Here is a 15,505-nt window from a genome sequence, read left to right as displayed (position 1 = left end):
ACGATCCTTATTCGATGATAAATCCGGCGCTGCCGGTCAATCCTGGTGTGCTGGCGCGAGGCGCATCGCGATCTCGCGGCGGCCGGGCCACCGTGTTCGTCAAAATCCGCCCCGCGTCTGAGGGCGGTGAGATGCGGTCGCTTGGCGCACTCATCTTGTTCGGGTTCGATGCGGGCCGCACGATGTAGGGCGTGACAATAATGACCAGCTCGGTTTCACGTTTTTGAAACGATGAGGAGCGAAAAAGCGCACCCAGGATCGGCACATCGCCGAGCCAGGGAAACTCGCCGATATCAGAGTTGAAGTTGCGCCTGATCAGGCCGCCGATTGCAAAGCTCTGACCGCTGGCGAGTTCGACAACGGTGCTCGCCCGCCGAGTCGAGAGAGCAGGGACCGCCATGCCATTGATTTTGACTTCGCCTTCGCTCGACAGTTCGCTAACTTCGGGCTTCACACGGACATTGATCTGATTGTTGTTGAGCACAGTCGGGACGAATTCCAGGCTCACGCCGAACTGCCGGAATTGGACCGAAACCTGTCGATTATCCTGCATGACCGGGATTGGAAATTCCCCGCCGGCGAGGAAGCTTGCGGCTTCGCCGGACATCGCCGTCAGATTCGGCTCAGCCAGGATTGAGGCGAGGTGCTCGCTCGCGAGAGCGTCGAGAACAGCACTGAGGTTGGTGTTACCGGCGCTAAACCCGATCCCGATGGTGCCGCCGCCGCCGGCCGCGCCGGACCCGCCCCCTTTGCCGGTGACAAGGAAAGCGCCGTTTGGGCCGGAGGCGGTGAAGTTGATATTGAGATCCTTTACGGCGCTGCGGGAGACTTCTGCCACCCGTACGCTGAGATTCACCTGCAATGAGCCGGCGACCTGGATCTTGTTGACAACCAGCGCCCCCGCCCCAAGAAACTGCTCAGTGACCTTCCTGGCGGTCTCGACGACATCGGCATTGGGCGCCGTACCGCTAAGGATCGCGCCGCGAGGGGTATAGCTGACTTGAATCGGATAGTCGCCGACTTCGGCCTTCAGCGCCGCCCGCAGATCCTCGATCGGTTGGGTAACGATAACACGCAGCTCAGCGAGAGCCTCTCCATTGTCGTTCAGGGCGAACAGGCTCGTCCGTCCGGACTTTTTGCCAAACACAAATATCGTGGTGTTCGAAGGCGCCTGATAATCCGCAATCGCCGGGTCGGCAATAAAAATGCTCGCAGCCGGTGCGGTCAGATGAACTGTCTTGCCCTGTGAGGAGGTAAGGTTGAGCGTGCCGGTGGTGCTGCCTGGCGCCGCGCGTGGCGGTTCTCCTTTGCCATCCCGCTTTGTCTGAGCTGTGGCAGCAAGCGGAAATAGCAGAGCGACTGCGCACAGGACGTAGCAGAGGCGGGGAAAAGCGGCATGCTGCGAGCCATTGGCGACCATCGAAGGCTCATCAGCGCCGGCGGCATTGTTAATGACGTTCAACGGAGTGTTGCTTTCAGGTTGGATCGGCTTAGGCAGCCGATGCTGCGCCAATGAGTTCAAGGGTGTAACCGACACCGCGTGCGGTTTTGATCCTTAGCGTTGCACCCGCCTGGCTCAAATGCGTGCGTAAGCGATAAATCCCGACTTCCAGCGCATTGGTCGAGACCTCGTCGTCAAATGCATACAAGCTATCTTCGAGCGATGCGCGCGGCACGGTACGGCCGGCGCGGTTGAGCAGATGTTCAAGAATGCACACTTCGCGGCGCGCAATTCTGAGGATTCGACCACCGACCGAGACCTGTCGCGCGATCGGATCGAAATGCAGATTCCCGAATGTAACCACCGGCGCCGTCATTTGCGTTGACCGCCGCAAAATAGCCCGCATGCGAGCAATGAGTTCGTCGATAGACACGGGCTTGGGCAGAAAATCATCCGCGCCCGCATTGAAAATCGCAATCCGCCGGCCGAGATCATTGAGACTGCTCATCATCACGGCCGGCATTGACCGTCCCTCGCGCCGCAGCTGCTTCAGCCAGTCCAATCCGTCTCCATCGGGCAAATCCGATTCGAGCAGGACCATGTGGTAGTTCGCGCAATCGATCGCGGCCGCCGCCTCATCCAGCGTGCGTGTCACGTCGACGGCGAAGCCGCAATTTAAGAGCGCTTCCTTCACGTCGCGGGCAAAGTCCGCATGATGATCAACAAGGAGAATTCGCATTTCATTGCCTCTCGTCCAAGACTTGAGCGCGTCACGATTGAACATGGGGCTCGATGGAACTGAGAGGCGGCTGGATTGGTGTGACTTTGGACAGCCCGAAACGATAGGGCGGAACATGTTGACAGCCGATCAATATCTGCCGATCCATCGTCATCGGATGGACCACGGACCCCTCGGGACTGCTTACGGCGTCGGCGCCGCTCAACATGCCGCTCATGCGAGCAAGAGAGCTGATTCTGTTTGAAAGACTGAAGGCCGCGGCAGCCCGCTGACGCGTTCGTGGGCCGATCACGGCCGTTCTTGCACGCACTGACCCGACCCCCGCAGTACGAATAGCACCGAGCCGCGCAATCGAAACCAAAGCGCGTGAGACGATCGGATTTGTGGCTGAACAGATGAGCGAAACCGACATGGAAACTCCCCAATTCGTCTTGGTCTGCGGTCAGTTTTGCTGGGCTGTCGAGCCTGTGGTGTCGTGAAGTCACGACAGCGCAAGTCTTTCCGGCATTCAAGGACACTTACGCGAGGCATCAGGCCAATGGCTTCACAGGCCGAGATGCACGCCGAAACGATCAATGCCCCTCGCGGCCGGAAGAGGACCCTCTCGCTCGCAATTGTTCACACGCAAGGCCTCAACCATCCTGAAGTTCTGACGCGCCCGAGGTCCCCTCATACGTCGCAGCCCAGCGAAAGCTTCGAGCGATCCAATCGAGCTCCTCGGTGCTGTCATCGCGCATAGATCCCGGTGCCTACACCAGCACAATTTCGTCTTACGGGTGCACGGCGCCAGAATGATCGGATCTCGACTTTGGAGTTGGCGTGTGCCCAGCAAGGGCAAGATGGAGACCGCCAGCGTTTTGCTCGCGCGCTGCATCTTGATTCCCTTGCGAGGGGATCGGCGCTCCGTCCTTCGATCTGCACATAGGCGATGTCGGACGCTCGCCCCGGAGAGGAGCAGTCCAGTAGCGTGACGGGGCGGAGCGGCTGAGCATTGTGCTTTTGAGACGTTCGCAATTCTTGCTACCTGTCAGGAAGAGTACACGCGAACGGGTTCTGTGTCGCGGGGCTGTCGGAAATCCTACAATCTGACGCTAGGTGAGATTCAAGTGCCTTTGACCGCTGGCAGTAGCAGTGCTCTCGAACTCGCAAGGTGTCTGGAGCGATGACGACAGGTCCGAAACCAGACTGTCGCAGGCAGTCGTCCTTGCTAGCCCTTAAGGCGTGACCTCACGCTCGTCCGATCGATCTCATGGGTGCCAATTTAGCAAGGAGGCGGTGGCGAGCCGCGTGAGGCTTCTAGGACGCGTGGGAGCTAACTTCTGGGATGCAGACGCCCGAGCGCGCAAGCCGATTTGATCGGCAACGGACTGAGAAAGGAATCGATTGCCAAACGACATTCTTGAAGGCTGCCTCCATAGATTACGATCGAGTATGGGGCTTTTAGGCAAGATCGGCAAAATCGATTGTTTTGATGGAACGCATCCAGGTCGCGAATAGGCCGCTCTGCGACGGTACGGCTCAGCCGCTGAGCGACACTCCATTGACCTGATCCTTGATGTGCTCGCACCCGAGCTCTTTTGATTGATCGCGCGGTCGATGGCGGGTCGATCTGGCGAAGGGATCGATGCGGACGGCCGCCGCACTCCAGTGGAGAGCCGTGGAAGAGCGAACAACGGTGCGAGTGTGTCCTCCTCCACAGCGTCGGATACTTCTTGGGATGTGGGTGCGCCTTCGTCTGTTGCGCAGGTCAGGAATGAGTTGATCTGAACATTATTCGCGAAATCCTTATCGTTGTCCGTGAAGCGGCGCCGCTGAGGCGGACCTTTCCTTAGGGTTCGTCCTGGTCAACATCAAGGAACCTGCGAGAATGGCGCGGTCGCCAGTCGTCTAAATCGTCGGTCTCCACTCTCCCCCTTCTAAGGATTGTCTTCGCTGGCCATTCGGTAATTCTCCGAATCGCCGCCCTGGAACAAGCGCTCGGTCTCGATGCTTGGCGTTCTGTCCAGTGAGCATATCAAATCCACGTCCGCATCGATGTTGTCCTGATTCTCCACATTCATTCCAAGGCCAATACTGCTCAGTGCGTCGTTGGGCGTCCAGACCGCGGACTTTGGTACGACGTAGGTGTGCAGCGTGTTCGCGTTGTTGGCGATCACTCTCGCTCAGTGGTCACACGACACGTTGAGTTTTCAAGGGTCTTCGACCAACGACACGAATGGAGAAGCCGTCTTACCGCGCATATGCCATCCAGCCGGGCGCGCTCCATGGGATATCGCTCCAAAGGATCTCCCATGGAAGAATGATCCCGCGCCGTGTTAAGGACATGATATTGCACATGTGCTGGCTTCGGTGCGTGGTTTGCAATCGCTGTCCTGGCTCTGGAAACGATGCAGCTTGAGATATGCGCCGATGCCGCTACATTGTCGAAAATGTGGTCCTGGTCGACACTGTCGTCCCCCGCTGGCGCCCATCGTGCTGATTGTCGATCGGCCAGGGCTATCTCGTTCTTGAGCGCTTCAAGAGTGGCGCCCGTTAGCGTTGCGGCAAGCCAGGCGCGCGCGCTGACAAATGATGCGGCTGGATAGTGACTGGTTTCCGGCGCCGCCTCATTCGGCGCACTCGATAACTCAGCAGGATCCGGTGTTTGGTGAACCGAATGCAGGCCATGTAGCTGGTCTTCAAATTCTGCTTAGTGGCCGACAGCCGCACCGGTGAGCTGGCTTGCCGTACCTGGTGCCGTTGCGGCAGCGCATCGTGACCGTCAGCGGAGGCCTCTGCGGCATTCCGCGATCGATGTTCATCTGTTTCCTCTCGCAAAATGGTTGTTGGTGTCCATTTCATTGCAAAGACAGCTTTCGAGAATCTGACGGGGCGAAAAAGGATGCTGTTTGTTTTAGATGAGGATTGACGGATCTAATGAGCCGAGCTCAGCCGCCCCAAAGCCGCAAGTTGGCGCTGCATTGCGCCATCTAAAAAGTGTATTTCGAGTGGGTTGCGGCAAGGACTTGTTACTGCGGCGCAAGGTTCGTGCCAGTCTAAGTCCGGACCTCTCGTTCAGGCGGCAGATACCGGCGCCGTTATGTTTTCTAATGGCTCGGCTCGATGAATCATTTCGCACCATGAGGCTCGCGAGGAGGCGGCTTCAGCAAACCTGACCTACGATGTTGTGACGTCGGAATAGCCGTCACAACCACTTGCGTCTGATTGTGGCTGCTTGTCTTTGTTCGAAGTGCGACGGCGTTTGATGTCTGTAATCCGCCAAGCGGCTTGCGACAACCGTCTTACGACGCTGCGCTTACGCGACCTGTGGTTCCTATGGAGGGAGAAGAGCATATGAACTTAACTGGCAGAGCCCTGTTGATCCTGTTGTCCGTGCTTTCTGCGACAACCGTGAGCACGGTGGCTAGAGCCGATGAGACCTCGCCGAAATACGCCGAGGTGCTCAATGCCCTGCAGACGGGCAAGAACGTAAAAGTCGTGCTGGATATGAACCGCTGTACCACCGCCGACGGCGCCAAGCCCGGGCCTGCGACCCAGGCCGGGTTGATCATCAATGCCTTCAGGGTGACCGCCCAGAACGGCATCAGCTTTGCCAATGCGCACCAGACGGTGGATAGCTCTGGACATGCCGTGACCGAATACATTCGTCACAGCCTCAGCCGCGAGGGCAAGCTTACCGTACGGGCCTCCAAGCTTGTCGTCGGGACCACCGAACTCGTGAACCAGGGCGAATTCGTCTGCGAAGTGCCTGATGGGGCAAGATTCATCTGGTAGACGAAAAGCACCGCGGGAATGCGCGTTGGCCTTGATCCTCTAGGGGTGTGGACGACATCGCAAGCCATCACACGACAGTCTCGATAGTGACGACGGCCAGATCGTTTCTGGCCGTCTTTTCGTCGGGGATGGCCAGGTTGCACGAACTTGCGTCAGTTCGCTCGCTGCACCCTGAGGGGCTGGCGATGCGCATGGGATCGTATAAATCGCCCCGGTATGCTCGTATGGCCAGGCGCCAGGTCCTCACACTCAATCACAGCGCATATAGACGTCGACAAGGTGCCTTCGTATTTTTCATCAGCGTCTCCCGTGAGGACATATTTTTCCAACTCATTCAATCTGCTGGCGGCGATGATGAGCTTCAGCCAAGCCAGGGTGTGGGCAACGCGCCTCGTATTTTATAGCCGGAATTCCCGGAGCTTGTCGCCTTAAAGGGGCGTAACGGCGATGTGGGCCCAAAAGTGTGATGATGCATCCTGCTGAGATCACGCTAGAACTGGCCCAGTGGCGTTTACTTAGAGCCTGCCCCTCGCTCGGACGTAGGTCTATCAGCGCTGGGGCCGGCTCCGCTCGGGCGGCGCCATCATCAACGACGAGCCGCTCGTGCACCCAAATTGCGGCCGATGGAGAAGAACGCCGCCTCCGGCTAGGCTTTCGGCCGTGTATGCCGTGATTCTGTCTGGTCCTTTCGGATGCCGGAGCAAGCAATTCCTAGAAAGGGAGCGCAGCAGTCGGTGCGCCGCGGATTGCTTTGCTGCTCAGGCGATTGCAAGTCCAGCATCGGGCATTTGTCAAAATGCTCTAGACGAAGCTCGTATCTCATCGCCGATAAGGCGCCGAGTTCGACAATCCGCTACCGAAAGGGGGACTGCTCTACTCGTCGGCTCGCCTTTCTACACGTTTACCGCAGCTTGGCGCCATAGCCGCCACAAACATTCTCGTTGCGTCTCAGCACCCGCCAGATGCCGGGTTCGATGCCTCTTGCCGAGTTGCTCTGTTGAAGCGGCAGGGTTTGGCTTGGACCAAGCATTCGATCCTGGAATTAATCGACAATCCGTTTCAGCCGGCTGTGCACGAGCGCAGATATTGGGGTTCCCACGGCAACATGCGTCGTGCCGATCGGAACCAATGCCTTACCTTTGACACCAAAGATGGTGGCCGGGACCAGCCATCGCTATCGGAGCCGGGTGGCTCACTGACTTGCCACATAGTTCTACTTTGAGACCATACAATATAACGCTCCGTACATTGGTCGTCGTGTTCCTCCGGTAGTTTAGCAACAGCAAGTGCAGTAGCGTTCACTTTCCAGCAGTGCCCGGTGGCAGGCGCAGGCCGATCCACTGACCGTATTGCAGGGAAGTCACGCTTTCGGGTTTTCCTCGGTGTACTGGCTCCGCGGTGCCCGGCCAATTCACTACCGCTTTCGTTCCTGACCATGAAGTCTCGTCTCCACCTCCTAAAAGTTGGCACTTCTTAACGTCCACGCAGAGATCCGGGCAACTGCTCTGTCTGCGACCTACATAGTCGCCCAGCAAATGCTGGCCGAGCCCTTCCAACAAGCCAGGCCTTTTCTTACAACGAGCATCGCGAATTTCGAGTGTTTCATCGCATTATTGGATGGTTTCCGAACGCAAGCTTGCCGGCTGCTCTTATTTGCCAAAGTCGGCAGGTAAGCTGCTGATCAACACTGTGGCGCCGAATGTCCGATGTGTTCTCGAACGCATCTATTCATGGTCGATCGGTTCGAGCCCCTCCTGCAAATTGAAGCCGGTGCGATCGTAGCATCGATTGCCATCCGTGAGCCTGATCGGGCATCAGGCTCTTGAACAAACAGGATAGAGACATCGCTAGAGAAGAGGATGCCAACTGAGGCGAGTATAATGGAATACTCAACTATTGCGTTTGGCTGCGTTCAACCTCTACACATCCTTTCGTGACTGGCGCTCGCGCCGGCGGCGGGAGTCCAGGCGCTTGTGATTGCGAAGACGCGTTCAAAACGCCTTCCAGCGAAAGTGGCGGGCATCTTGATGAGCTATGGAGAACCAATATGAAGGCGCCCGCTTTGAAGCAGCTCAGCGTTGGAATCGAGTTGGACGCACCTGGGCGCTATTGGGCGTGCGTCGTGGTCGAAAGCCTCCTGCGCCTCGTCCGCTGCGAGAAGGTGCCAAGAGGTAGCCAGGGCGTCTTTAGTGATATCCCTCTCGCACCAATGAGCGGCTTGTTATTAACCTCCTCAAGATGGCTGTTCGCGAGCATTCAGGGCGGGCCTTCGAGAGAGCGCAGGGTGGTCGCCGAGACCGCTGGCAAAGATCCAATTGTCAAGACGTATCGAGCGGCTAAGCCGCCGCTGCATTCGGGGGTGTGATGTCTTCGATCGACCCTATGCTCCATATCGGCTTAAATCTCCATGGTGCTGGCGGTCACTCTGCCGCGTGGCGCTGGCCGGGCACAAATCCAAGCGCGTTTTTCGATATCGAGCACTACGTCCGGGCTGCGAAAATTGCGGAGCACGGTCTGCTGGATGCCGTATTCCTCGCCGATACCCCCGCGATAAGTTCCGACATTACGCACCAGCCGCCGCTCAACGGGCTCGAACCTACGCTGGTCCTCACTGTGATTGCCCGCGAAACGGAGCGGATTGGGCTGATCGCCACCGCATCGACAACCTACAATGAGCCATACAATCTCGCCCGGCGTTTCCAATCGCTCGACGTCATCAGCGGTGGCCGCGTCGCGTGGAACGCGGTCACGACATCGAGCTCCGCGACGGTGGCGAACTTTGGCGGTCAAGAGATCGCACGAGCGGATCGCTACAGACGCGCCGAGGACTTTGTTGAAACCGTCCGTGCTCTCTGGCTAAGCTGGAGCGAAGAAATGATCATCGCGGACCAGGCTGCGGGAGTTTACGCAGATCAGAGAAAATTCCGGCTGCTCGACCCTGATACGAATAGTTTTGGCATCAGAGGCCCACTTACACACCCCGCTTCGCCTCAAGGTCATCCAGTCATCGTTCAAGCGGGCGGTTCGGATCCCGGATTACGGCTTGGCGCGCGCAGTGCAGATGTCGTGTTTGCGGCAGCCGGGGATTTGACAACGGCGCTGCAGGAGGCCGAACGCCTCCGTGATCTCTCTCGTCAATTCGGCCGCCCTGCGGCTCCGCTCATCCTGCCAGGTCTTGTCACCTGCATCGGCGGAACCGAAGAAGAGGCAGCTCGTCGCAAAGAGCAATTGGACGCGTTGCTCGATCTGGAGCGCGCCATCGCCGCTCTTGCACGAAGCATGGGCCTTGCAGCCGAGAAACTCAGCCTGGAAAGCCCCATCCCTGAAGAGATTTTGCCCGATGCAGATAACGTCCCGTTTTCTGTCGGTCACCATCGCACGATCGAGACTCTGGCGCGTCAAGGCCGGACCGTCCGCGAGATCATCAGCAGCGTCCAAGCTTTTGGCCACCGCTTGCTCGTGGGCGCGCCCGAGCAGATCGCGGATTCGATTGAGGCCTGGTTCCGCGCTGGCGCGGTCGATGGCTTCAACATCATTCCGGACGTGCTGGCCGACGGCACTGCGGCCTTTGTCGACCACGTCGTGCCACTCCTCCAGAAGCGTGGTCTATTTCGCACAGAATATCGGGGGGAGACATTGCGCGAGCATTTGGGGATTCCCCTCCACATCGAACCGGCAAAAAAAGCCGGTACGTCAGCGGTCTGACGCTGCTTTCTCCCGTCCGCATTCATTGCCCTGGAGCTTGGATATGTCTGTATCGGATGCGCAATCATCGAGGCGTTTCACCCGCCAGTCGAACCATCGCGGAAGAAAAGTCGCGGCTAGCCTGTTCGTGCTCCAAAGCTTGTCACAGTTCGCGCCCAGCGGCCATGCCCAAGAGGCGCCGGCCGGCAACGTCAAGCGAGGCGGCGTTATTCGTTACGGGCATTTTCAAGAACCGGCGTGCCTGTTCGGAGGATGGGTGCAGCAATGGTATCTGCAACGCCAGTATAGCGATAATCTGGTTGCCCGCAGCGAGGATGGCCAGATTGTGCCATGGCTGGCTGAGTCTTGGACCATTTCCGACGACAAAAAGGTATACACATTCGAGATTAAGCCGAATGTAAAGTTCACCGACGGGACTGCCCTCGATGCGCAGGCCATCGCTGACAATATCAACGGATGGCTCAGCAATGACCCCGATCTTCGCAACCCGACTGCCGCTCCTTATCTCGGCGATAGCTTCGAATCGGCAAGGGCAATTGCTCCTCTGAGCTTGCAGGTAACATTGAAGGTGCCCTTCCAGCCCTTGCTCAACGTGTTCGCCCAATCCTCACAAGGCATTCTCTCGCCATCGGCACTCAAACGTGGCCTTGCGGTGAATTGCGAGAACCCTGTCGGATCAGGTCCATTCATCGTCGACAAGTGGCGCCATGGGCGGGAAGTCACCTTCCGCCGCAATCCCGACTACAATTCGGCGCCCGCCACCGCGAAACATCAGGGGCCGGCTTACGTTGAGGGGATCAGCTGGAAGTTTCTGCCAGATCAGACTGTGCGATACGGCTCGCTGATCACGGGGGAGACCGATGCTATATACGATGTGCCGGCTATCGCATGGAAGGACGCCAATTCCCGCTTTCCAGTACTGCGACACGTTACCGGCGGCACCCCTCTGCGCCTGGCGTTGTATACGGCCCGGCCCCCATTTGACGACGTGCTCGTCCGCAAGGCCTTTGCCTATTCTACTGACCGGAAGGCCGCGGTCGACACATCCTTCCTGGGCTCTTTGCCATTTGAAGGCAACGGTGCGCTAAGTCAGAGCTCGCCGGAATACCTGCGTGAGCTCGGGCAGTCCTATGCGTACGATATTCGGAAAGCCAATCAGCTGCTTGATCAGGCGGGTTGGACTGAGCGCAACCTTAACGGCGTTCGTATTAAGAACGGCAATCCGCTCATCGTGCGCATTTCCTATTCGTACGCGTTTCTCAAGCCCGATGGCGAGCAAGCCTTGCAAGTTATCCAGCAGCAGGCAAGGGCGGCCGGTTTTGACGTACGTCTTCAACCCACCAATCCGGCTGATTTCTTCGCCGGAAAAAACCTAGGGCCCAACGATTATGAGATCGTGCTTCTATATTGGGTTGCACCCGGTGCTGAGATATTCCGAATTTCGTGGAAGCCGGACCAGAATGGCGAGCCCAATCGCTTCAATCCATCGCGCTTCCAAGATCCGAAACTTTGGGAGCTGATCCAAAAGGCGGAGCAGGATTTCAATAGCGCTGAACGTACCGGCCTCTATCAGCAGGCGGAACGGAAGATCGTGGATGAGGCTCCTGTGATTGGCCTTACGGTGCTGGATGTGACTTTGGCCACCATCCCGCACCTGAAAGACGTGTGGCTGGACCACGGGTCAGTGGGCGAGCCCGTCTTCTATGACGCTCATTTCGACGAGAAGAAATGATACCGTGAAGGTCGTATCCCACAATCCGCTTGTTTGGTTCGCGCGCCGTATTTTATCCGGTGTGGCCGTCGTGTGGGCTGCAGCAACATTTACGTTCCTAGTTCAGTGTTTGATGCCCGGCGATCGCGCGCAGATCGTCATCAATGTGAGGAGTGGCGACGTCGGGCCGGCACCTGCGGCCGAGCTCGCAACGATCAATGCGAAGTACGGCTTTGATCAACCGCTTGCCGTTCAATACGGCAAATACATATTGCGAATCCTGCATGGAGATCTTGGTGAATCATACCAGCAGCATCGACCCGTCGCGGCGATCATCGCAGAACAGATTGGCCCCACCATTGTTCTGGCGATCGCCGCGCTGCTGATGGCTTGGGTTATTGCGATCTTGACCACTCTGTTGATCGCCGGCAGAGACAACATATGGTCGAAGCTGCTCAGCGGCGCGCAAATCTTCTTGGCAACCGCACCGCCTTACTGGCTAGCTACAATTCTGCTCGTCGTGTTCGCGGTAAACTTGCGCATTTTTCCAGTTGTCGGGGAAAGCTCGCCGATGGGACTCGTTCTCCCAACACTTGCTCTGGCTCTCGAACTGTCCGGCTTTTTCGGACAAGTCGTTCTGAACGAGTTCACGCGCGTGCTCGAGCAGCCCTTCGTTACGTCCGCGCGGACCCGAGGTATGAGTGATTTCGGCGTCAGGCTTCACCATGTCCTGCGCCATGCTGCATTGCCCGGCGTAACCTTATCAGGCTGGGCGCTCGGCAAGCTTCTTTCAGGGGCGATTTTGATAGAAATCGTTTTCGCTCGCCAAGGGCTCGGTGGAGTTCTTGTTGCCGCAACGTCCTCGCGAGACGTTCCGATTGTCTCGGGGGCTGTTTTGATCTCTGCGGGCCTATTCGTCACTGTTAGTCTGATTGTCGATCTATCTTATCGGATGCTCGACCCGAGGATTAGGTTGACATGAGCATGCTCGCAGAAGTGACCGTGTCTCGGCCGCTCAGAGAACTCCTGGCATTCGCCCGCCATGTTCCCGTCCGAGTTGCTGCCTCGCTTATTATCATTTGTTTCTTTGCCCTCGCGGCGGTGATGCCAAAGGTGCTACAGACGCACGACCCGTTCGCTATTGATTTGAGATCGTCGTTGCAGTCTCCTTCGATCGCCCATTTGTTGGGGACAGATCAACTAGGCCGGGATCTTTACTCCCGATTGCTCGAGGGGGCAGGCCAATCGCTTGCCATCGGACTCGGCGCGACCGCGCTGAGCATGTCCATTGCACTCATTCTCGGCGTCGCCGCCGCACTTTCTGGTGGCGTGTTCGACAGCATCCTCAGCAGGATCGTCGACGTGCTCTTCGCAATCCCCACGCTCTTGCTCGCCCTTGTGTTCGTGACCGTTTTTGGGCCGTCGGTATTGACTGAAGTCATAGCTGTTGGAATCGGCACAGCGCCAGGCTATGCGCGCATGATCAGGGGCCAGATGCTTTCCATCAAAGGAACAGGGTATGTGGAAGCCGCCAAGGCGCTGGGCCATCCATTTCCCCGTATCGTCTGGAGGCATATTCTTCCCAACGCCATGAACCCGCTAACAGCAATGACGACGATCGGCGTGGGTCAGGCCATTATCTGGGCCTCCGCGCTTGCCTTTTTAGGGCTTGGCGTCGCTCCCCCGGCCCCTGAATGGGGCGCGCTGCTCAATGCCGGGCGGAATTATGTGATCTACGCCTGGTGGCTGGAGATCATACCCGGTCTGGCCGTGACAGCGTTTGCCCTCAGCGTCACCATCGTCGGGCGCCATATACAGGCACGTCTGGAAGGAAAAAGCTGAATGTCGCAGGTTCGTCCCAAGCCTGTCTCGCAGCAGGCAGACCTCCTCACGGTCGACTCGCTGCGTGTTTCCTTCGGGCGCGAAATCGCGGAGAAAGCGGTTGTGCGCAGTATGTCCTTCTCCCTCCGACCGGGACGGTGCCTTGCGATCGTCGGTGAGTCCGGCTCGGGTAAGAGCGTAACTGCCCGGGCTCTCGTAGGCCTCGCTGGTCGCCACGCCGATGTCCATGCACGCCAGCTGAGCTTTGACGGGACGGACCTGATCGGCCTTAACGATCGTGGCTGGCGGCGCATTCGCGGCAATGAGATTGGCTTTGTATTACAGGATGCACTCGTCGCGCTTGATCCGCTTCGCCAGATCGGCAAAGAGATCGGTGAAGGCTTGCTCCTCCATGGTGCGGTATCATCACGCGAGGAACTCGCGCAGCGGGTCATTGCTCTTCTTGAGCTCGTCGGTGTCCCTGAGCCCGAGACCAAAGCCCAGCAACTGCCGCATCAATTATCCGGCGGCCAGCGTCAACGGGCTCTCATCGCTGCAGCACTTGCGCTTGATCCACGCGTCCTTATCGCCGACGAGCCGACTACCGCTCTCGACGTGGTCGCGCAAGCTCATGTGCTGGCACTGCTCGAGGAGACCAAAAAACGGGGGAAGGCTCTGATCCTGATCAGTCACGATCTGGCAGTGGTCTCCCGCGTGGCGGATGAGATCCTCGTCATGCAACGAGGCGAGGTTGTCGAACGCGGCACCGCCGCCGAGTTATTCAAAGATCCGCGACACCCCTACACCCGCCAGCTGCTGGACGCCGTGCCATCAGGCCGGCCGCGCGGCTCACGACTGTCACCATCGACTATTGTGCGTTCGCCTGGCCGGCAAACGCAGCCCCCCGTGCAATCGCTGCCGAAATCTCGTCCCATCCTGCTCGAAGCGACAAGTCTGGTGAAGCACTTCAAGGGCCCGGATGGCACTCTGCGGGCGGCCGTGGACGGCGTCTCCTTCGAACTGCGATCCGGCGAGACTTTGGGCATCGTCGGTGAATCTGGATCAGGAAAGTCAACGATGGCGCGCATGATCCTGGCGCTCGACGAGCCTGACGAGGGGGCCGTTCAGTTTGCAGGCCGGCCTTGGACCACGCTCGCTGAACGCGAACGCCGGGCTCGGCGGCGGTCCATATCGATCATCTACCAGGATCCTCTTGGCTCGTTTGATCCACGCTGGACTGTCGGACGCATCATATCCGACAGCCTCTCGAGCGACGTTGAGACGCGGCGCAAGCGGCAGGAGCGCGTTATCGAGCTGCTCGATATGGTCGGACTCTCCCAAGCCTTGCTGGACCGACGGCCGCTCGAACTCTCCGGCGGTCAGCGCCAGCGCGTTGCGATCGCCCGCGCGATCGCACCAAATCCTGCCGTAATCGTCTGCGATGAACCGGTTTCGGCGCTCGACGTCTCGATCCAGGCCCAGGTCTTGGACTTGCTCGGCGATTTGAAGGACCACCTCGGCATAAGTTATCTCTTCATCTCGCATGATCTTAGTGTTGTTCGTCATATCAGCGATCGCGTCATAGTTATGCGCCGGGGAAGAATCGTCGATAGTGGCCCCACTGAAGAGATATTTCGTAATCCACTGTCTGAATATACCAAGAGTCTTATCGCCGCCATGCCGCGTCTTGTGCGCGAGCAAGAGATAGGTCAATCATCTACGATCCTCGAAGAGGGCATCGCATGAATGCCTTCGAATTCGATCCTTTGTCATAACAATGTTTATCTCCGATCGCGTGGGCATTCGACTTGCGCGCCGATTTGGCGACGATTGCGCGCTCATTCATTGCTCGACCAGGACATGGACCGGCGGGCGCGCGGAGCAGGGCTAGCCGAGTTCGAGCAGTCGCTAACCGTGAGGTCGGCGATCCGCAAGTGTCGGATCGCAAGTCATCGATTGCCGCCCGCAAGGACACGCGGCTCTTGCTCTCTTGCAAACGAGCTCGGAATTTTCGCTTTCATGATAGCCTTGCGAACATGGTGCGGTCTCTGACAATGAGACTTGTGTTTGTCAGGTTCAAAACATTCGGCGTCAATATCGATTTCATGACGCCTATTCAGCCCTTAATTGCGACTGATGCGGCTGGCACGGTCATTGCTATCGAAAATGAGGTAATGCCGAGTAAGGGCTGAGTGCAGCCCTAGATGAACGATCACTTTTCTGACCGCAAGCCGTGGTCCATTGAATGGAAGCAAGACGTTGAATTTTTCGCATTCAGTTTGATGGAGAGCGATGTGGATTTGCCTGCGAGAGC

At 58.0% G+C, this 15,505-nt stretch carries 9 protein-coding genes; 6 read left to right on the top strand and 3 right to left on the bottom strand.

All coding sequences use genetic code 11. The features are described 5' to 3' along the window. Positions 1-7: 7 nt before the first annotated feature. The 3 genes from HZZ13_RS01450 to HZZ13_RS01440 all read right to left on the bottom strand — a co-directional run bounded on the left by HZZ13_RS01450 (position 8) and on the right by HZZ13_RS01440 (position 4,336). Positions 8-1,462 (bottom strand): type II and III secretion system protein family protein, encoded by a 1,455-nt coding sequence (locus HZZ13_RS01450; RefSeq protein ID WP_197957895.1) that lies wholly within the window; start codon positions 1,460-1,462, stop codon positions 8-10. A gap of 28 nt (positions 1,463-1,490) precedes the next feature. Continuing rightward, positions 1,491-2,180, bottom strand: a complete 690-nt coding sequence (locus HZZ13_RS01445; protein WP_197957894.1) for a response regulator — start codon at positions 2,178-2,180, stop codon at positions 1,491-1,493. 1,916 nt (positions 2,181-4,096) lie between these two features. After that, positions 4,097-4,336, bottom strand: a complete 240-nt coding sequence (locus HZZ13_RS01440; protein ID WP_197957893.1) for a hypothetical protein — start codon at positions 4,334-4,336, stop codon at positions 4,097-4,099. A gap of 1,177 nt (positions 4,337-5,513) precedes the next feature. Between HZZ13_RS01440 and HZZ13_RS01435 the strand changes: the two genes are divergently transcribed. From HZZ13_RS01435 to HZZ13_RS01410, 6 genes are all read left to right on the top strand, one after another. After that, positions 5,514-5,954 carry a VirK family protein gene (locus HZZ13_RS01435; protein WP_197957892.1) on the top strand — a complete coding sequence of 147 codons (441 nt, stop codon included), beginning with the start codon at positions 5,514-5,516 and terminating at the stop codon, positions 5,952-5,954. A gap of 2,364 nt (positions 5,955-8,318) precedes the next feature. Then, a complete protein-coding gene (locus HZZ13_RS01430; protein WP_197957891.1) occupies positions 8,319-9,659 on the top strand; it encodes an NtaA/DmoA family FMN-dependent monooxygenase in 1,341 nt (446 codons plus the stop codon). Positions 9,660-9,702: 43 nt separating this feature from the next. Next, complete coding sequence (locus HZZ13_RS01425) at positions 9,703-11,391, top strand: ABC transporter substrate-binding protein (protein ID WP_246504242.1); 1,689 nt, start codon at positions 9,703-9,705, stop codon at positions 11,389-11,391. Between the two features lie 4 nt (positions 11,392-11,395). Further along, positions 11,396-12,352 (top strand): ABC transporter permease, encoded by a 957-nt coding sequence (locus HZZ13_RS01420; protein WP_311972581.1) that lies wholly within the window; start codon positions 11,396-11,398, stop codon positions 12,350-12,352. Then, positions 12,349-13,212, top strand: coding sequence for an ABC transporter permease (locus tag HZZ13_RS01415; RefSeq protein WP_197957888.1), 864 nt, complete (start codon positions 12,349-12,351; stop codon positions 13,210-13,212). The genes HZZ13_RS01420 and HZZ13_RS01415 overlap by 4 nt, the downstream gene beginning before the upstream one ends. Next, positions 13,213-14,937, top strand: coding sequence for a dipeptide ABC transporter ATP-binding protein (locus tag HZZ13_RS01410; RefSeq protein ID WP_197957887.1), 1,725 nt, complete (start codon positions 13,213-13,215; stop codon positions 14,935-14,937). Positions 14,938-15,505 lie beyond the last annotated feature (568 nt).

This window comes from Bradyrhizobium agreste, assembly GCF_016031625.1.
Lineage (GTDB): Bacteria > Pseudomonadota > Alphaproteobacteria > Rhizobiales > Xanthobacteraceae > Bradyrhizobium > Bradyrhizobium agreste.
The sequence above is the reverse complement of the archived record's forward strand: the minus strand, read 5'-3'. Positions and strand labels throughout refer to the sequence as shown.

Excerpts from the sequence above, each read along its gene's own strand:
- HZZ13_RS01445 (WP_197957894.1), bottom strand. The coding sequence starts at position 2,180 with ATGCGAATTCTCCTTGTTGATCATCATGCGGACTTTGCCCGCGACGTG.
- HZZ13_RS01435 (WP_197957892.1), top strand. The coding sequence starts at position 5,514 with ATGAACTTAACTGGCAGAGCCCTGTTGATCCTGTTGTCCGTGCTTTCT.
- HZZ13_RS01425 (WP_246504242.1), top strand. The coding sequence starts at position 9,703 with ATGTCTGTATCGGATGCGCAATCATCGAGGCGTTTCACCCGCCAGTCG.
- HZZ13_RS01415 (WP_197957888.1), top strand. The coding sequence starts at position 12,349 with ATGAGCATGCTCGCAGAAGTGACCGTGTCTCGGCCGCTCAGAGAACTC.
- HZZ13_RS01410 (WP_197957887.1), top strand. The coding sequence starts at position 13,213 with ATGTCGCAGGTTCGTCCCAAGCCTGTCTCGCAGCAGGCAGACCTCCTC.
- HZZ13_RS01430 (WP_197957891.1), top strand. The coding sequence starts at position 8,319 with ATGTCTTCGATCGACCCTATGCTCCATATCGGCTTAAATCTCCATGGT.